Origin of the sequence: Rhizobium sp. 57MFTsu3.2 (assembly GCF_012932765.1) — a bacterium.
Lineage (GTDB): Bacteria > Pseudomonadota > Alphaproteobacteria > Rhizobiales > Rhizobiaceae > Rhizobium > Rhizobium altiplani.
Genome location: NZ_JDWI01000027.1, coordinates 63,742 through 81,586, shown reverse-complemented (window position 1 = coordinate 81,586; position 17,845 = coordinate 63,742). Strand labels below are relative to the sequence as shown.

The 17,845-nt window shown below is 59.2% G+C and carries 13 protein-coding genes and 2 pseudogenes; 12 read left to right on the top strand and 3 right to left on the bottom strand.

Going from position 1 to position 17,845, the window contains the following annotated elements:
- Positions 1-172 precede the first annotated feature (172 nt).
- From AF71_RS23920 to AF71_RS23910, 3 genes are read left to right on the top strand one after another with little or no spacing between them, the layout of a single operon-like run.
- Positions 173-1,372, top strand: coding sequence for an ROK family transcriptional regulator (locus AF71_RS23920; RefSeq protein WP_169683487.1), 1,200 nt, complete (start codon positions 173-175; stop codon positions 1,370-1,372).
- 34 nt (positions 1,373-1,406) lie between these two features.
- Positions 1,407-2,507: a Gfo/Idh/MocA family oxidoreductase gene (locus tag AF71_RS23915; RefSeq protein WP_169683485.1), complete on the top strand. Its 1,101-nt coding sequence runs from the start codon at positions 1,407-1,409 to the stop codon at positions 2,505-2,507.
- 17 nt (positions 2,508-2,524) lie between these two features.
- Complete coding sequence (locus AF71_RS23910) at positions 2,525-3,166, top strand: ThuA domain-containing protein (RefSeq protein ID WP_025661301.1); 642 nt, start codon at positions 2,525-2,527, stop codon at positions 3,164-3,166.
- Positions 3,167-3,249: 83 nt separating this feature from the next.
- Here AF71_RS23910 and AF71_RS23905 read toward each other — a convergent pair whose 3' ends face one another.
- A complete protein-coding gene (locus AF71_RS23905) occupies positions 3,250-4,503 on the bottom strand; it encodes a D-amino acid dehydrogenase (RefSeq protein ID WP_169683483.1) in 1,254 nt (417 codons plus the stop codon).
- A gap of 501 nt (positions 4,504-5,004) precedes the next feature.
- Between AF71_RS23905 and AF71_RS23900 the strand changes: the two genes are divergently transcribed.
- Positions 5,005-6,411 (top strand): adenylate/guanylate cyclase domain-containing protein, encoded by a 1,407-nt coding sequence (locus AF71_RS23900; protein ID WP_169683481.1) that lies wholly within the window; start codon positions 5,005-5,007, stop codon positions 6,409-6,411.
- A 176-nt stretch (positions 6,412-6,587) separates the two neighbouring features.
- On the opposite strand, the gene AF71_RS23895 is transcribed toward AF71_RS23900, so the two are convergent.
- Positions 6,588-7,019: a helix-turn-helix domain-containing protein gene (locus AF71_RS23895; RefSeq protein ID WP_169683480.1), complete on the bottom strand. Its 432-nt coding sequence runs from the start codon at positions 7,017-7,019 to the stop codon at positions 6,588-6,590.
- A gap of 107 nt (positions 7,020-7,126) precedes the next feature.
- On the opposite strand from AF71_RS23895, the pseudogene AF71_RS23890 reads away from it, so the two are divergent.
- From AF71_RS23890 to AF71_RS31875, 3 genes and pseudogenes are all read left to right on the top strand, one after another.
- Positions 7,127-7,250, top strand: a pseudogene (locus tag AF71_RS23890) (short-chain dehydrogenase/reductase); the annotation flags it as partial.
- 58 nt (positions 7,251-7,308) lie between these two features.
- Positions 7,309-8,310 (top strand): NADP-dependent oxidoreductase, encoded by a 1,002-nt coding sequence (locus AF71_RS23885; protein ID WP_169683516.1) that lies wholly within the window; start codon positions 7,309-7,311, stop codon positions 8,308-8,310.
- A gap of 86 nt (positions 8,311-8,396) precedes the next feature.
- Positions 8,397-8,609, top strand: a pseudogene (locus AF71_RS31875) (transposase); the annotation flags it as partial.
- A 62-nt stretch (positions 8,610-8,671) separates the two neighbouring features.
- Here AF71_RS31875 and AF71_RS23880 read toward each other — a convergent pair.
- Complete coding sequence (locus tag AF71_RS23880; RefSeq protein WP_169683478.1) at positions 8,672-9,571, bottom strand: LysR family transcriptional regulator; 900 nt, start codon at positions 9,569-9,571, stop codon at positions 8,672-8,674.
- A 273-nt stretch (positions 9,572-9,844) separates the two neighbouring features.
- Here AF71_RS23880 and AF71_RS23875 point away from each other — a divergent pair, with 273 nt between their 5' ends.
- The 5 genes from AF71_RS23875 (at position 9,845) to AF71_RS23855 (ending at position 17,817) form a co-directional block, all read left to right on the top strand.
- Positions 9,845-12,700, top strand: coding sequence for an FAD-binding and (Fe-S)-binding domain-containing protein (locus AF71_RS23875; RefSeq protein WP_210258364.1), 2,856 nt, complete (start codon positions 9,845-9,847; stop codon positions 12,698-12,700).
- Between the two features lie 37 nt (positions 12,701-12,737).
- On the top strand, positions 12,738-13,190 hold the full coding sequence (locus AF71_RS23870; protein ID WP_169683476.1) for an Lrp/AsnC family transcriptional regulator: 453 nt from the start codon (positions 12,738-12,740) through the stop codon (positions 13,188-13,190).
- Positions 13,191-13,986: 796 nt separating this feature from the next.
- Positions 13,987-15,216: an L-2-hydroxyglutarate oxidase gene (lhgO, locus tag AF71_RS23865; protein WP_169683474.1), complete on the top strand. Its 1,230-nt coding sequence runs from the start codon at positions 13,987-13,989 to the stop codon at positions 15,214-15,216.
- A 378-nt stretch (positions 15,217-15,594) separates the two neighbouring features.
- A complete protein-coding gene (locus AF71_RS23860; RefSeq protein WP_025661294.1) occupies positions 15,595-16,491 on the top strand; it encodes an AraC family transcriptional regulator in 897 nt (298 codons plus the stop codon).
- A gap of 240 nt (positions 16,492-16,731) precedes the next feature.
- On the top strand, positions 16,732-17,817 hold the full coding sequence (locus AF71_RS23855; protein WP_169683472.1) for a sugar ABC transporter substrate-binding protein: 1,086 nt from the start codon (positions 16,732-16,734) through the stop codon (positions 17,815-17,817).
- The last annotated feature ends 28 nt before the right edge of the window (positions 17,818-17,845 follow it).

The window sequence follows — 17,845 nt, the reverse complement described above, 5'->3', positions numbered from 1 at the left end:
TTCCCTTATGCGGATTAAATCATCGGGAGGTTTTGGCGAATGTCAACTCCCCTCGTTGAAATCGGTAGATTTGCCTTGACAGACGGGGCTGCTGGCGCGCTATTTAATTCGCATACCGTTGAAAATATGAGCGCCGCACGCCGCGCTGACATTGAAGAGCCTGGCCGACCTGATGAAGACCGCAGATCCCGAATTGATGCGCGCGATCAATCGCTTGAACGTGCTGGACACGATCCGGCGTCACGGGCCTATATCGCGTGTCGAGATCAGCGAACGCACGCAGTTGTCGACCACGACCGTTTCGGCGATCACTGCTTCCTTGCTCGACGACGGGCTGATCCTGCCGCGCCACGAGGGCGATATTCGCAACGAGGCGGCACGCGGAAGACCCCGCGTCATGCTGGAGCTCAATCCCGATGCAGCGCGCGTCGTCGGGGCGAAGATCGCGGCCACCCGCCTGGTGTTCGTGGTGACCGATTTCCGTGGCGACGTGCTGTCGAAAATCACCCTGCCGATCCGCATCGACCGCCAGCCGATCGGCGTGATCGCAGACCTCGTCGAAGACGGGGTGCGTCGCTGCGTCGTCGATGCCGGCCTTTCGCTCGAGGATGTCGACAGCGTCTGCCTTGGCCTTCCCGGCGTGATCGAGCACCGAACCGGCCATATCCGCAGCAGCCCGATCTTTCGCGACACGAATGTCGATTTCGCAAGCGAGATGACGACCAGGCTTGATACCCCGACCATCGTTGAAAGCGATGCGCATGCGATCACGCTTGCCCATCACTGGTTCGGCAAGGCCCGTGACCTGGAAGACATGGTATTGATTTCGCTCGAGCAGACACTCGGTCTCGGCGTGCTTCATGACAATCAGCTGTTTCGTGGTGCTGGCGGCCTCAGCCACAATCTCGGCGACCTGGTGCTTGGCATGGGACCCAACGGGGTCGTGCGGCTATCGAGCCAGGCTGGCGAAAGCGAAATCCTTGGCGAGCAGCCGGCCAGTGGCCGCTTTGCCGAAGCCATCAAGCTTGGACGCGGCATGACGCATGCCCAGGCGCTCATCAAGGCCGAGGACAGTACGTTGATTGGCGCGGCCATCCGGGCCGGCGAAGCCGTTGGCGTTGCGATCGCCAACATCGTCACCTTGTTTGCGCCGCCCCGCGTCATCCTCGTCGGCTCCAGCCTTGCGCTAGGTGAGCCATTTCTCGACAGCCTGCGCAACGCCTATGCGCTCGCCGTTCCGCCATCGCTGAAGGGCGTTGCCGAACTCGTCTTCGACGATTCGACGGACGACTTCTGGGCGCAAGGAGCTGCTGCGGTGGCCCTTTACGAACTCTACGAGTCGCCCTGGAACACCACTGGTCCAGCGCTCTGAGCAGCAAAATCACGACATCCAACGGGAGGAAATCATGGAACCAGTCGGTATCGGCATCATCGGGTGCGGCAATATCTCCGGCGCCTATCTGAAAGCGATGGCATCCTTCCCCATCCTTGAGGTTCGCGGTGTGGCCGATCTCAACCACGCATTGGCAGAAGCCAAGGCCAGCGAATTCAACGTGCCGGCAAAGAGGATTGATGAGCTTCTCGCTGATCCGAAAGTGGAAATCATCGTCAATCTGACGGTCCCGAAGGCTCACGTTGCCGTCGGCCTGCAGGCGCTTGCGGCCGGCAAGCATGCCTATTCCGAAAAGCCGCTGGGCATCAATTTCGCGGAGGGCAAGAAGCTCGCCGAAGCCGCCAAGGCCAGGGGGCTGCGCATCGGTGCGGCTCCCGACACGTTTCTCGGCGGCGGGCATCAGACGGCGCGTGCCCTCATCGATCAGGGTGTCATCGGCCAGCCGGTCGGCGGCACAGCAACTTTCATGTGCCCCGGCCACGAGCGGTGGCATCCAAATCCGGCCTTCTACTACGAGGTCGGCGGCGGACCGATGCTCGATATGGGCCCTTACTACATCACCGATCTCGTCAACCTTTTCGGACCGGTCGCGCAGGTGGCAGGCTTCGCCATCACGCCGCGAAAGGAGCGCGTGATCACCAGCGAACCGAGAAACGGCGAGCACATCCCGGTACACGTGCCCACCCATGTCGCCGGTCTCATGGCGTTCGCCAATGGTGCGGTCGTACAGATCGGAATGAGCTTCGACGTTGCCGGACACAAGCATGTGCCACTGGAGATCTACGGCACCGAGGGCACACTGATCGTTCCCGATCCCAATCACTTCGGAGGCGATGTTGAAGTTTTGAAGAAAGGTGGCGCCTTCGAACAGCAGCCGCTGACGGCGCCCTATGGCGACGGCAATTATCGCTCGATCGGTGTTGCGGATCTCGCCCATGCCATCCGCTCGAACCGGCCGCATCGCGCCAACGGCGACCTGGCTCTGCATGTCCTCGAGGTCATGGAGGCCTTCCATGCTGCCTCCGAGAGCGGGCGCACGGTTGCCATCACCACTCAAACAGAGCGGCCCATGCCGCTGTCACAGTCGCTCATCGACGGGCGACTGGCCAAGTAATCATCAGGAGGAAGACTATGCGTGAAGCACTGATCGTCTGGGGCGGATGGAGTGGCCACGAGCCACAGGAATGCGCCGCAATCATCAAGGACATGCTGGAGGAGGACGGGTTCAAGGTCTACGTCGAGCACACGACCGAGGCTTTTGCGGATCCGTCCGTCCATGATCTCAGCCTCGTCGTGCCGATCGTGACGATGTCGAAGATCGAAAAGGAAGAGATCAAGAACCTCGCGGCCGCGATCGAGGGCGGCGTCGGCATTGCCGGCTACCACGGCGGCGCTGGTGACAGCTTCCGCGAATGCGTCGAATACCAGTTCATCATCGGCGGCCAGTGGGTGGCACACCCCGGCAACATCATCGACTACACCGTCAATGTCACTCGCCCGGACGACCCGATCATGGAAGGCATTACCGACTTCCCCTACACGTCCGAGCAATACTACATGCACGTCGACCCCTCGAATGAGGTGCTGGCCACGACGAGGTTCACCGGCGATCACGCCTACTGGATCGATGGTGTCGTCATGCCCGTCGCCTGGAAACGCAAATACGGCAAGGGCCGCGTTTTCTATTCCTCGCTTGGCCACCAGGCCAAGGAATTCTCGGTGCCCGAGATGAAGACCATCTTCAGGCGTGGTGCCAACTGGGCGGCACGCTGACCACCCGGTCGTGAAACCCCGGCGCTGCCATCGCGGCGCCGGTATTTTATCAGGATAGCGTACGAATTCTGCCTTTCGTCTCCTCAGCCGTAGCGGCTGAGATCGAGACCCTCAATCGATATCTGCGGTCTTGCCCTGTTGATGATATCTGTCAGCACTCGGCCGGAGCCGCATGCCATCGTCCAGCCAAGCGTGCCGTGGCCAGAATTGAGGTAAAGGTTGTCGTAGACGGTCTTGCCGATGATCGGGGTGCCATCGGGCGTCATCGGGCGCAGGCCGCACCAGAACTGCGCCTGGCTCTGATCCCCTGCCCCACCAAACAGATCTTCGACGGAATGTACAAGCGTTGCCTTGCGGGACGTCGGCAAGTCCTTGTTGAAGCGCGAGATTTCGGCCATGCCACCAACGCGGATCCGGTCGCCAAGGCGGGTGATGGCGATCTTGAAGGTCTCGTCCATGATTGTCGAGACTGGTGCGCGGCTTTCGTCGATGATCGGAACCGTGATCGAGTATCCCTTCACCGGGTAGATCGGGATCTTCAGTCCGAGCGGCTTCAGCAGACTTGGCGTGAAGCTGCCGAACGCGGCCACGACCGCATCGCCATCGAACACGCCGCGCGATGTTTCCACCGCGCTGATCCTGTTGTTGTCGATCCGCAGCTTGTGGACATCGGTTCCGTAGACGAAATGGACGCCCAGTGCCTCGGCACGCTTGGCGAGTTCATTGGTGAACTTGAAACAGTCACCGGTCTCATCGTTGGGAAGACGCAATCCGCCGACGATCTTGTGCTTCACCGGCGAAAGCCCGGGTTCGGCGGCAACACACTGGGCCGGATCGAGCACCTCGAACGGCACGCCGTCCTTTGCAAGAACCTCGATATCCTTTGTGATCGAGTCCAGCTGCTTTTGCGTGCGAAAGAGCTGCAGGGTTCCCTGGGTTCGCTCGTCATACGGAATGCCGGTCTCAGCGCGCAGTTCAATCAGGCAGTCGCGGCTGTATTCGGCAATGCGAACCATGCGGCTCTTGTTGATGGCATAGCGCGCGGAGGTGCAATTGCGCAGCATTGCCATCACCCAGGCCCAGGTGGCCGGATCGACAGTTGGGCTGATGATCAACGGCGCATGCTTCATGAAGAGCCATTTGATGGCCTTCTGAGGTATTCCGGGGGCGGCCCATGGCGACGCGTAACCCGGCGAGATCTCACCGGCATTGGCATAGCTCGTCTCCAGCGCTGGTCCGCTCTGGCGTTCCAGCACCGTTACATCGTGTCCCGATCTTGCCAGATAGTAGGCTGTGGTGACGCCGATGACGCCGGCGCCCAAAACGGTGATCTTCATTGTGCACCCCAGAAAATGAAAGACGTCAGCTCTGATGTAACGGCGATGGCAGCAGCGCTCCAGACCGTCGGCAGTTTACGGCAGGGGCGCCATCGTCAATGGAAAGGACGCCGCATCCGTCCGTTGCAAGCGTCACGTTGAAGGTACTGCTGTCCATGATCGGTCCCGATTTACCTTGAGTGAGGATATCGTTCGTCAAACGGAAGTTTCGCTCAATCCGTTATGGAAACAAGCAATTGCGGTCGTATTTTCGCAATTTTCATCAGATCACTGAGAGTTTTGTGCGGACTGCGCTAGATGAGGTCGCTGATGAACCGCTCTGCTGCCGGAGACAGGCTCGTGCGGCTGCGGGTTCGTGAGCCTGACGCTCGAGACGATGCTGTCGCGGAGGCTTGAGGGTTCAATCGCATTGATGGCGAGATTTCGATCAGGAAATTCCATGGTACAATTCGGCTCTTGGCGTTGTTATCCCTTGTGATTACGCACACGGAGACTTGTCTCATGAATGAAGTGGACGCGCTTTTTGCCAGCCTGCGACAGGCGGCTGACCCGCAGACGGTTGACTGTATCGAGCGCGTAGTCACGCATGGGTCCGATCGCGATCTTAATCGCATCAATGTGCTCGCCTTTGCTGATACGCATCATCTCGACGAAGAGAAAACGATCGCAGCATTTCTGCATGCAGCGCGCATAGGCGCGTTCGACATGACCTGGAATGTCCTTTGCCCAGGTTGCGGCGGCGTTCTGGACACCGGTGCAACTCTGAAAACAGTCGATCAGGAAACGTACCAGTGCGCGCTCTGCGCGGCCGGATATGAACCAACCCTCGACGAAATGGTCGAGGTGACGTTCACGGTCAGTCCGAGGGTTCGCAGGATTTCTGCCCACGAGCCCGATCGGCTTCCGCCCCTTGAATACTACCGACAGATCTTCTTCAGTTCCGGAGTCGACCTGCCAGAGGACTTCGAAGCAAGGTTCGCACGCATCCAACTGGAGATGATCGAGTTGGCTCCGGGTGAGAAGGCTTTCGTCTCACTGCACCTGCCGGCGCAATTCGTGATCATCTTCGATCCGGCAACACACGCGGCGCAGTTCATCGACGTGAAGGGGGAGCCCACCGACGAACGGCAAAACCTATCGATGGTCATCAGTAAGGCGCATGCGCTAAACGAAACGGTCCCGCTTCGTCCTGGCCCACTGCGCCTCATGCTTGAGAACCACACCGAACGCAGGGTGATACCGAACGTCTGTGTTGCAGGGGACGAGCTACACGATCTGCTGGGCCGCAGGCGAGCTTTTCTCACGGCGAAACGTCTCCTGTCGAACCAGAGTTTCCGGGACATCTATCGGACCGACACACTTGACGTCGACCAGCGCCTCAAGATCACCAGCCTCACCTTCCTCTTTACTGACTTGAGAGGCTCGACCGCGCTCTATGAGCGCGTCGGTGACCTTGCCGCATTCGATCTGGTACGAGCGCACTTCAGGGTCCTTCACGAGATAGTTGCTGCGGAGGCCGGGGCGGTCGTCAAGACAATAGGCGACGCCGTCATGGCGACCTTCCCGAGCCCCGACCGCGCGGTGGCCGCCGCGCTCCGGATGCGCGAGGCGATGCTTCAGTTGAATGCCGAGCACGGCAGCGACGATCTTCTCCTGAAGATCGGCATCCATGAGGGACCATGTCTCGCAGTCAACCTCAACGACAGGCAGGACTACTTCGGTCAGACCGTCAATATTGCCTCCCGCGTACAGGGCCTTGCTGATCCCAATGTGATCATGACGACGGAAGCGATTGTCAGGGATACCCACGTTTCAGAAATCCTGCGTGACACCGGCATCACGTCGGTTTCCCGAATGGAGGAACTTCAGGGCATAGCGAGGGAGGTGAGAATCTTCGCGCTGTCCTGAGCCTCACCCTGTCGACCTCATCCGAACTTGAAATCCGCTTCCGCCCTATTCCGGGAGCGCTGCTCGTGCCAGCAACGAATTGCTCGACGGCAAGCCGCAAGGATTGGCGGTCGAAAAGGCGCTCAACGCGAGCTTCGCAGAGATGTCAGGCGCGGCTTCATCTGCTGCGGGGCGGCCTATTCGGGTGCGGCGATACGTATAGGACGTGTTCCGACCGGAGCGCCAGTCACGCGGTCGATGGTGACGGGATCGATCTCCGTCCCGGTCTCGGCGTCGAAGAACCGGGTTACCTTACCGCCGCCGCGATGCTTGCGTCCCCACGCGCCGATCGCAAACAGCACTGGCAGAAAGTCGCGGCCGGCTTCCGTCAGCACATACTCGTCCCTTGGCGGACGGTCGGAATAGCGTCGCTTCTCCAGCAGCCCCTCATCAGTCAGGCCTGAAAGTCGCCCCGTCAGCATCGTCGGCGCGATACCGAGGCTCTTGCGGAAATCGTCGAAGCGGGTCAGCCCCGCATGGGCGTCGCGCATGATCAGCATGCTCCATGCGTCCCCAACAAGCGCGAGGCTTCGAGCGATCAGGCAGGGCTGGTTCGAAAGATTCTTCATGTCCATATCTTTTTAGTAGTGACTCGATATCAATTTGATAGTAACTGATTGTTCATCGATGTTCCATGACAAAATCAAAGCGGAGGCCGATGAGCAAAACAGAATAGGCATTGCCTAAACCACGCTACACCGCCGGAAAAGCGGCGAGACAGGTCCGCTTCATCCGCCGCTTCCTGCCCCGAGTCCTTCGTCGACAAGAACCTTCGGAAATTCAACAAACTTCCCGATTGAGCCTTCATCGCCGCACTGCTGGCGCTGCCAGCTCATCCTAGAAACGAGAGTTAGTATGATGAAATCATTCCAGATCGATCGCTATGCGAAAGGCGGTGCCCTGCGGCTTGGCGAAGGTCCCGAGCCGGAATTGCGTGAGAACGACGTCATGGTCGAGATCCATGCCGCCGGTGTAAACCCTTTGGACAGCAAGATCAGGGACGGAGAGTTCAAGCTCGTCCTGCCCTACCGCCTTCCACTGGTTTTGGGCAACGATGTCGCGGGCGTCGTGGTCCGGGTCGGGGCCAAGGTCCGGCAATTTAAACCCGGTGATGAGGTCTATGCCCGTCCGGCCCAGGATCGCATCGGGACATTTGCGGAATATATCGCCATGGACCAGGCCGATGTAGCAATGAAGCCGAACAATCTGACCATGGAAGAGGCCGCATCCGTTCCACTTGTCGCCCTTACGGCATGGCAGGTGCTTGTCGAGCGGGCAAACGTGCAGAAGGGGCAGAAGGTCCTGATTCATGCCGGCTCGGGCGGCGTTGGCACGATCGCAATCCAGCTTGCCAAGCATCTTGGGGCATATGTGACCACCACCACGAGCTCGGCAAATATCGCTCTTGTGAAAAGTCTCGGCGCAGACGTCGTGGTCGACTACAAGAACGGTGACTTCGAGAAAGTGCTGCAGGGCTATGACGTCGTGCTGAACAGCCTCGGGAAGGATACGCTGGAGAAATCCCTTGCTGTGTTAAAGCCGGGCGGCAAGCTGCTCTCGATTTCCGGTCCGCCCGATCCGGACTTCGCGAGGCAGAACGGCTCCGGCTGGCTACTTCAACAGGTCATGCGCTTGCTGAGCTCTGGTATCAGGAGAAAATCGAGACGCCGAGGGATCAGCTATTCGTTTCACTTCATGGCAGCCAACGGCGGGCAGCTCGGAAAGATCACCTCCCTGATCGAGGCCGGTCACATACGTCCAGTGATGGACCGGGTCTTCCCGTTCGAGAGGACAAACGAGGCTCTGGACTATGTCGAAACGGGTCGTGCGAAGGGGAAGGTCGTCATCGCTGTGAAGTGACGTCTGGGGGCGAATAGAGGTCAGCGGCATTTGCCACTTGCAGCAATATCCAGGGATTGATTCCTTGCAGTGCAACGAGGGCTGCAATGAGTGATATAATGCTGTTATCCCAAGCGCAAATGCGCCGAATAAAGCCCTACTTTCCACGCGGCCTTCCGTGAGTGGATGACCGTAAGATCGTAAGTGGCACTATCTTGGTCATTCGCAACGGATTGCGCCGGTGCGACGCGCCAAAGGAATACGGTGCTTGCACGATGCTTTACAATCGCTTCATCCGCTGGAGCAGGCTCGGCGTCTTCAGTCTGGCTCTGATTAGTAAGTCCTAAACCTAGGCAAGATCCTGCTTATCCTGTGAGAGGTGCTAAGTGAGGTAGGCGATAAAGCGCTTTGCCGCAGGCGGCAAAGTCGAGCGAGTGCGGGTTAAGACATAGAGCGAGCGCACCAGGTGTAGGTCAGCGATCTCGCGAAAGACGATCTCGTCACTTTGGATGACATCGGCAGCCTGCTGTGGCAGCAGGGCTACGCCAGCGTTGCGACTGATCAAGGTCAACTGGGCGATGGTGCTGAATGTTTGAATGCGGCCGACAGTCAGCTGTTGCGGCAGGTCAGCGCAGTCCGCGAGCATCCTCGCAATACCGGCCTGCCCGTCGAGGACTATCAGGTCATCTGGATCGATGTCGGACAGAAGGACCGAAGCTGAAGACTGGGCCAGGCGATGGCTTTTATGGCAAACGAGACCAAATCTATCTTCGCTGATCTTTTCTTCATGCAGTTCGGCCGACTTGAAACCCGGCCCGGCCAATGCGAAATCAAGCGTTTCGTCCACAACCAGACTGGCAAGGCGCTCGGCAACGTCGTCGTGAACAATGACGTCGATCCCAGGATGATCTGAGCGGAATTTAATGATCGCTTCAGAAAGCGGAGTAAGGACGGCGGATGGCGCAGCGCCTATGAGCACCCGCCCCCGCTTGAGACCACCTACCTGTCGCACATTTGCGAGCGAAAGCTCAAAACGAGCGAGAATATCGCGTGCGCCCTCCAGGAATTCCTGACCCGCTTCAGTCGCTCGTATCGGACGAGATTTCCGGTCAAAAATTGCCGTCCGGCACTCTGCTTCGAGTGTCCGAATTGTTTCGGTCAAGGCTGAGGGAACGACCCCAAGCAACAGCGCAGCTCGGGTAAAGGACCCCTCATCCATTACAGTGAGCGCTGCCCTCAGGTGTCGCAAACCGATGTTCGTGTTTTCTGGAAATATCTTCATCGAAGAAATAGCTCCAGTTCAGCGGTGGTTGGTCGAGGCGGGACGCAGAGGCACCCTGATTCTGGAATCATCTTTTACCCCGGGTCAGAATGATTGTTTTGCGAGTTTGAGATCATTGCTTACCGGATCGGATTCCATAACCGTTAGCGGGGGTCGAAGATGGCGCAGGCCCAGGTTCGTATTTTCCGAAAATATCTTCATATCTTTCTAATTATACGAACGTCGTCTTTGTGGTTCAATGCCTTTCCGTGATGCCCCTGGGTTACAGTGATAATGCACCAGAACATAAAGAAGCCCCTTTATCATCCTGCTCTTGAACGACTTCCTGCTCTTCTGAAGGAAAACGGTTTTCGTGGCGACGTCGCAAGTGATGCTGCACTTCTCGCGGCCATGTCCACCGACAACAGCGTCTATGCGATCGCGCCGGATATCGTCGTTGCCCCACGCGATGCCGAGGACGTGCGACGGCTGATGCGTGTCCTCGATACTGATGATCTCAGCAGCGTTCCCGTTACCGCGCGCGGTGGCGGCACGGGCACCAACGGCCAGAGCCTGAATGCCGGCATCATCGTAGACTTTCAGAAGTACATGAACCGTCTACTGGCGGTGAACGTCGAAGAGCAGTGGGTAGAGGTGGAGCCCGGCATCGTTCTTGATGAACTGAATGCGCAGCTTGCGTCGACCGGTCTCTTTTTTGCGCCGACGACATCAACGGCGAGCCGCTGCACCATTGGTGGCATGGTGAGCACGGATGCGTCGGGCAAGGGGTCGCGCCGCTACGGCAAGACCAGCGACAATATCCTTGGAATGGAACTCGTTCTCGATGGCGGGCGGACATTGGATAGTGCCGCGCCGCCCCCCGATTGGGCTCATGCAATGCTCTTGGAGATCGAGGGGGCCTGTCAGTCGGGTCGCGAAGCACTGCTGAAAAAGGTGCCGGCGCTTTCACGGCGTTTTACTGGTTACGATCTCGAGCGGGCCAAACCGCCTGGAGGCGATCTCGAATGGTGGCGCCTACCGATCGGCGCGGAAGGCACCCTCGGTCTCGTCACGCGGGTAAGATTGCGTCTGCTGCCGAAGCCGAAATTCAAGCGACTGGTCGTCATCGGTTTCGAGACATTTGCCGCGGCACTTGATGCGGGCGGTTGCCTCCTGGCGCATGATCCGCTGGCGATCGAAGTCATGGACGAATGGGTCCAGGGCCTGGCCGAAACGGCCGGAATTCTGCAGGCGCTGCCTGCCGGGCTTCGCGCTCGCGACGGGCAGCCGATTGCCTATAATTTCGTGGAGTTCGTCGGAGACGACGAAGCCGATCTCGCACGGCAGGTTGAAGTCCTGCGCAAGAGCGCGCTGACGCTTACCGGCGCAATCGCAAGCCACGTGGCTGTTGATGATATCGAAATGGCTGCACTCTGGCAGGTCAGGGCGGCAAGTGTCGGGTTGCTCGGCAAGGTAGGTGGCACACGCCGGCCAATCGCTTTCGTCGAGGACTGCGTGGTGCCTGTCGAAAACCTTGCCGCCTTCGTCAGGGATTTTACGGGGCTGCTGAGCACCAACGGCTTGAACTTTGGCATGTATGGGCATGTCGACGTTGGCTGCCTGCACATCCGCCCTGCCCTCAATATCGATCGCGACGAAGACAGGGCCATCATGAAGGCGATTTCGGACGGCGTGTTCGAATTGACGCGCCGGCATGGCGGCATCTTCTGGGGGGAACACGGCAAGGGCGTGCGTGGCGCCTATCTGGCGGAGTCCGTCGGCGCCACGGCCTACAAGGCGTTTGGCCGCATCAAGCGGGCATTCGATCCGCGGCATCGCTTCAACCCGGGAAAGCTCGTAGGTGAACCGGGTGCCCTCATGGGTATCGAGACAACCCCGTTCCGCAGCGTCAACACCGAAGACGGCGATCCTCTCAGCCTGGCGTTCAAGTGCAACGGCAATGCGCAGTGTCTGAGCTATCAGCGCAGCACCGTCATGTGCCCCTCGTTCAAGGCGACCCGTGACCTTCGCCATTCCCCGAAGGGCCGCGCCGACGCGCTGAGACATTGGCACCAGATGCATCAGAGCGGCCATGCGACCGAGGAACTTGAGGATGATGTCCTGGCCGCGCTCGACGGATGCCTTGGCTGCAAGGCCTGTGCGACGAGTTGCCCGGTGCAGGTCGACATACCCGAGATGAAATCGCATTTCCTCGACCGGCTCTATCGGAAGCGTCGACGATCACTGGCGGACAAGGCAGCGCTGTTGCTCGAAGAATATTCACCGGTTCTGGTTCGTCACAGAAAATTCGCGGCGTTTTTTGCAAGACTGTTCAACCCGCTGATGGAGACACTGTCTGGTCTGCGCAACCTTCCTGCACTGGCATTTCACGATGTGGGCAGAGGCGGATATCAGACCTTTTCCGCCGAAGTGATCGCAAAACGGCAATGGCACGAGGAAACGGTCTTCATCTGGCAGGATCCGTTTACGGCGCTTTTCGACACACAGGCAGCCCTGGCGCTCGCAGATGGTCTTAGCCGGTTTGGCTACCGGCCTGTTTTTGTTGCGATGTCGGCGGGGGGAAAGGCGGCCCACGTGCTCGGCGACAGAACCCGGTTCATCAGGCAGGCCAGGAAGCTGAGGTCGGCGATCGACGAAGTTGCCGGATCCGGCAGGGCGATGGTGGGGGTCGATCCGGCTTTCGTCATGATGATCCGCCAGGAATACAAGAAGGCCGGCCTGGCGGGGGAGCCTATTCTTCTTGTCCAGGAGTTCCTGAGCGAGGAAATCGCCCGGGGACGCGCCCTGCCGAAGCTGACCGCGGCGCGATTGCCACGCAAGCTGTTCGTCCATTGCAGCGAAAGCGCTGGCGGTAGCCTGATGGACTGGAAGAGGGTTCTTGCTGCTCTTGGCGCGTCGGTCGAAATTGCGGCAACCGGATGTTGCGGCATGGCCGGCATGTTTGGCCATCAGGATCGGCACCAAGCCCACAGCAGGCAGACTTTTGATCTTTCCTGGGCGGGCCAGCTGCAGGGCGAAGACGAGGCGATGGTCTCCGGCTTTTCATGCCGTTGCCAAACGAAGCGATTCTCTTCTATTCGGGGTGAACATCCCATGCGATGGATTGCCGACGCAATCGATGCTGGATGAAGGCGGTACCGCCGCGGCGCGAATAGATGAGGCGACAATGTATGAGATTGATGCTCTCGACAGGAAAATCATTCGGCAATTGCGTCTGAACTCCCGGATATCCAATGTCGACCTCGGCAAGGAGATCGGCCTGTCCGCCTCTGCCTGCCTTCGCCGTATAGGCTTGATGGAAAAGGCAGGTATCATCAAAGGTTATACAGCCATAGTTGATGTGGTGGGTGAGGAAGCAATTGCGGTCATCATCCAGATCACACTGGAGCGTCAGACGGAGGAATACCTCAATCGCTTCGAAGCCGCCGTGCGCAAGTATCCGGAGATCCGCGAGTGCTTCCTGATGACGGGCGGGTCCGACTACATGCTTCGCGTTGACGTCGAGAGTGCCGGCGCTTTCGAACGAATCCACAAGGAAATCCTTTCTGCCCTGCCTGGGGTGCTGCGGATCAATTCCAGCTTTTCCATCCGCAACGTCCTGTCGATACGCGAGAAATAGACTTCTGGCAGGGGGCGCCGCGCCGACGAAGCGTTCAACGAGCTGGAACGGCGCGGGCTTCGGCCCTTTGTCCATATGCTGCGCGGTTTGGATTTGTGCGGCGACCGCTGGCCGTTCTCGTTGGCCGGGCGCCGATGTGGCCCGTAACTTCAAACGGAACCTGATTTGCCCCGAACGCATGGCGAGATGCCATTCAGCCATTTCGACCTCGAAAGATCTAATTGGAATACTGAGTGCGCTCTCCTTGCCAAACAAGAGGTCGCAACATGGGGAAGTTCGTTCGTTTTCGTCCAGGTCTGGCGAGAAATCATATTAGCAGGACTGTAAATAAGGTTTAGTGTGGGGCGCTTTCGGGACCGGTGTCCCGAAGGTGCGCCGTAACAGGAGGCTTCCCTTGCGCCAACCCCCGCCGGGGAGGCCTCCTGTCATAAGCCCGCCTCGCGTGAGGTTCTAAAAGAAATGGGAACCAACGGGCGCCCTATCCGTTTGGGGTTGGGCTTTGCGTATCTTCTTCCCCGCGAGGCCTTAACGCTCTATTGCCCCTGAAACCGCGACTTCCGGGGTTCAAAAACTCCAACCCCGCTTCCTTCAGCGGGGTTCTTTTCGTTCTGACGGTGAGAACCCCGCCGTTTGCCAATTTCCCGCGACGATGGCGTCGACACGCGCCCCCCCAGCAACAAGAACCGCGCGCTCTATGCCCGCGCCTGACGAGCAAGTTACGTCATAAGAACTTCAAGACGGCGTGGCGCTCGAGTGCTAGCCTTGCAACAGGCAGCAGTCGGAGTCGGGCAGCAAGATGTATGATTATTGTATCATTGGCGGTGGCATCGTCGGTTTGGCGGTCGCCATGGCGTTGCAGGAAAGGATGCCGGGCGCCAGCATCGTAATCCTGGAAAAGGAGCCCGAGCTTGCGAGACACCAGACAGGCCACAACAGTGGCGTCATCCATGCCGGAATTTACTATGCTCCCGGTTCGCTGAAGGCAAAGCTTTGCCGTGAGGGCGCCGAGGCGACGAAGCGCTTCTGCACTGAGAACCGCATCCCCTTCGAAACCTGCGGGAAGCTTTTGGTCGCGACTGATCATGCGGAGATGCGGCGCATGGAGGCGCTTGAGGACAGGGCGCGCCAAAACGACATCGATTATGCGCGGCTGTCGACGGCGCAACTGAGAACCGATGAGCCCAATATCGCGGGTCTCGGTGCCCTTCTCGTCCACTCCACGGGGATCGTCGACTATGCAATTGTCTGCCGTGCCATGGCACGGGCGATCGAGACCGGAGGCGGCGAAATCAGGCGCGGAACGGCAGTCAGAGCCATTCACGAACACGAGAAGGGCGTGCGCGTCGAAAGCGCGTCCGGTCCTGTCGAAGCGAGAAGACTGATAGCCTGCGCCGGTCTCCAATCGGACCGCATCGCATTGATGGCCGGCGTGAAGATCAGCCATCGGATCGTGCCTTTCCGGGGGGAATACTACGCACTGCCGGCATCCAAGGCGAAGGTCACACAGCGCCTGATCTATCCAATCCCCGATCCGGATCTGCCGTTTCTCGGAATTCACCTGACGCGAACGATCGATGGTGGCATGACTGTCGGCCCGAACGCAGTGCTTGGCTTTGCGCGCGAGGGCTATGCCAAGGGCAGCTTTGCGATCGCTGATGTCGCCAGTATGACGACATTTCCCGGCTTCTGGAGAATGGCACGGAGGAACTGGCGCTCGGCAATCTCAGAATTCGCCAATTCCGCATCGCGCGCCCGCTATCTTGCCGAATGCCGGAAATATTGCCCGCCCCTGACAATTGATGACCTGCAGAGCCCACAGGCTGGCATTCGCGCCCAGGCGGTCATGGACGACGGAAGCCTGGTCCATGATTTTCTCTTCAAGCAGACCGAACGAATGCTGCATGTCTGCAATGCCCCCTCACCCGCGGCAACCTCGGCCATCCCGATCGGCCGGATGATCGTGGACCGGTTGCTTGAGGGCGAGGCAACCAAGGCGCCCGCCGTCCCGGAGCACGCTCGAGCCTGACATTTCAGGTTGAGCCGGTTTGACGTTCGTGCGCGTCAAGGGATTGCGAGCCCGATCAACGGCGAGCAATATGGCGGTGACCATGTGGTCCTCTTCGCCCGAGGGGGGGACGTGAACGTGTCTCCCGTGCCTGAGCATTCTCTCCCGCCACAGCGGCCGCGGTCGCCGGCGGCAAAAGCAGATTCAGCTGGAAATATGCCAGGGGGCATCTAGGTAACGCTAAATCGGATGACAAAAAAGTATCGGCCGGCGGGGTCAAATGTGGTGGAGCCCCCTGTCGCATCCGGCTAAACTTCTTCCATGGTCGCGGGATGGAGCCGGGAGAGCTCCTCCGTTCAAGGCCTGGCAGCAAAGTGTATCCCAGGGAGGGGTTGTCGTATGCGGGATGTATCAGAGCCCGATCTGGAAGTCGTCCAGATACGCTCCGGCGAGTCCTTCAAGATGTGGTCGCACGGATATCCCTATCATACGGTGCGGTGGCACTTTCATCCCGAATACGAGATCCACCTCATCACCGAGACGTCCGGCTGCTATTTTGTCGGCGACTTCATCGGTGACTTCCAGCCGGGCAATTTTGTCATGACTGGCCCAAACCTGCCCCACAACTGGGTGAGCGACGTTGTCGACGACAGGCGCATCGAGCAGCGATGCCTGGTTCTGCAATTCTCCGAGGCCTTCATCGATGGCCTGCTTTCCATTCTTCCGGAGCTCAAGGGATTCCGCTCGGTGCTTGCCGATAGCCGCCGGGGCGTGCTCTTCCCGCTCGAGACGGCTCAACTTGCAAAGCCGATCATGCAGGAAATGCTGGAGGCCGTGGGTGCCCGTCGCATCGCACTCTTCATGCAACTCGTCGAACTCCTGACCGGCGCCAGCAATCACGTCGCGCTCACGACATCCGACTACCAGCCCGATCCCTCCGGTTACATGTCGATCGGCACCAACAAGGCGCTGGCGTATATCCGCGAGCGCCTGACCGAACCGTTTTCCGAGACCGATCTGGCGGCGATTGCCGGTCAGACGCCGAGCGCATTTTCCAGGTCGTTTCGCAAGCATACCGGCTTCTCGGTGGTTCAGTATGTCAACCGGCTGCGCATCAACCTCGCCTGTCAGCTGCTGATGAGCAGCCAGGAGTTGGCGGTGATCGATATCTGCTACGCATCGGGTTTCAACAACCTTTCGAATTTCAACAGGCACTTTCTCGCGCAGAAAGGGATGCCGCCCTCGAGGTTCCGAGCCCTGAGGGCACAAAACGAAAAAGCGGTGGAGGCCGCCTAACTCAAGGAGGACGGGAGGAGACAGGACACATTGAGGGCAAGTGCGAACGGAGACCGTGGCGGCCTCCGCAAGGGATCGCTTGTCTTCAAATTTGGAAACAGGTGCAGCTCAGAAGTGCGGCCGGCTGCCGTCTTTGACCGTCAGCTTCGGACCGGGGCTCTGTACGCTTTCGAACTCGGGCCAGCCACGGGTCTGAGTCAGTAACCGCAACAATCGATCTCTTCAATGGAGAAACCGAAAATGACTGAACTTTCGACGAAACTCGCAGGCGCCGCGGTTCTGGCGCTGGGCCTTCTCAGTGGAACGTCCGTTTTTGCACAGTCGGCCAAAGTCACGGACGCGACCGTCGCCTTCCTGATGCCCGACCAGAGCTCGACACGTTATGAAGAGCATGATTTCCCGGGCTTCCAGGCCGAAATGGCAAAGCTCTGCGCCGGCTGCAAGGTAATCTACCAGAACGCCAACGGCGACGCATCGCGCCAGCAGCAGCAGTTCAACTCTGCGATTTCGCAGGGTGCCAAGGCAATCATACTTGACCCGGTCGATTCCACCGCTGCTGCTTCGCTGGTGAAGATGGCACAGAGCCAGGGCGTCAAGGTCATCGCCTATGACCGCCCGATCCCGTCCGCAGCAGCCGACTACTACGTTTCCTTCAACAATGAAGAGATCGGCAAGATGATTGCCGCATCGCTCGTGGAGCATCTGAAGAAGACCAACGTCAAGCCGGAAGATGGTGGTCTGCTCGAAATCAACGGCTCGCCGACCGACGCGGCCGCCGGCCTCATCAAGAAGGGCATCCATGCGGGCATCGCTGAGGGCGGATACCAGGTTCTGGCCGAATATGACACGCCGGAATGGGCGCCCCCGAAGGCTCAGCAGTGGGCAAGTGGCCAGATCACCCGCTTCGGCAAGAAGATCATCGGCGTCGTGGCGGCAAATGACGGTACCGGCGGTGGAGCGGTCGCCGCCTTCAAGGCGGCTGGTGTGGATCCGGTCCCGCCAGTGACAGGCAATGACGCGACGATTGCCGGCTTGCAGCTGATCATCGCCGGCGACCAGTACAACACCATCTCCAAGCCGAGCGAGATCGTTGCTGCCGCTGCGGCCAACGTCGCGATGCAATTGCTTGCCGGCGAAACGCCGAAGGCCGATACCAAGCTGTTCGACACGCCGACACAGTTGTTCACGCCGGCACTCGTGACGGCCGAAAACCTCAAGGCTGAGATCATCGACAAGACGGTCAACGGCAAGCCGATCCAGACACCCGAACAGCTTTGCGGCGACCGCTACGCGGAAGGCTGCAAGAAGCTTGGCATTGGCAGCTAACAGCTCCTCCCGAGGGCCCTCCGGCGCT

What these genes read in the sequence shown, in the direction of transcription:
- AF71_RS23920 (WP_169683487.1), top strand. Translation starts at nt 173, where the DNA reads ATGAAGACCGCAGATCCCGAATTGATGCGCGCGATCAATCGCTTGAAC.
- AF71_RS23885 (WP_169683516.1), top strand. Translation starts at nt 7,309, where the DNA reads ATGAAATCATTCCAGATCGATCGCTATGCGAAAGGCGGTGCCCTGCGG.
- AF71_RS23880 (WP_169683478.1), bottom strand. Translation starts at nt 9,571, where the DNA reads ATGAAGATATTTCCAGAAAACACGAACATCGGTTTGCGACACCTGAGG.
- AF71_RS23895 (WP_169683480.1), bottom strand. Translation starts at nt 7,019, where the DNA reads ATGAAGAATCTTTCGAACCAGCCCTGCCTGATCGCTCGAAGCCTCGCG.
- AF71_RS23905 (WP_169683483.1), bottom strand. Translation starts at nt 4,503, where the DNA reads ATGAAGATCACCGTTTTGGGCGCCGGCGTCATCGGCGTCACCACAGCC.
- AF71_RS23860 (WP_025661294.1), top strand. Translation starts at nt 15,595, where the DNA reads ATGCGGGATGTATCAGAGCCCGATCTGGAAGTCGTCCAGATACGCTCC.
- AF71_RS23855 (WP_169683472.1), top strand. Translation starts at nt 16,732, where the DNA reads ATGACTGAACTTTCGACGAAACTCGCAGGCGCCGCGGTTCTGGCGCTG.
- lhgO (WP_169683474.1), top strand. Translation starts at nt 13,987, where the DNA reads ATGTATGATTATTGTATCATTGGCGGTGGCATCGTCGGTTTGGCGGTC.
- AF71_RS23910 (WP_025661301.1), top strand. Translation starts at nt 2,525, where the DNA reads ATGCGTGAAGCACTGATCGTCTGGGGCGGATGGAGTGGCCACGAGCCA.
- AF71_RS23915 (WP_169683485.1), top strand. Translation starts at nt 1,407, where the DNA reads ATGGAACCAGTCGGTATCGGCATCATCGGGTGCGGCAATATCTCCGGC.
- AF71_RS23875 (WP_210258364.1), top strand. Translation starts at nt 9,845, where the DNA reads ATGCACCAGAACATAAAGAAGCCCCTTTATCATCCTGCTCTTGAACGA.
- AF71_RS23870 (WP_169683476.1), top strand. Translation starts at nt 12,738, where the DNA reads ATGTATGAGATTGATGCTCTCGACAGGAAAATCATTCGGCAATTGCGT.
- AF71_RS23900 (WP_169683481.1), top strand. Translation starts at nt 5,005, where the DNA reads ATGAATGAAGTGGACGCGCTTTTTGCCAGCCTGCGACAGGCGGCTGAC.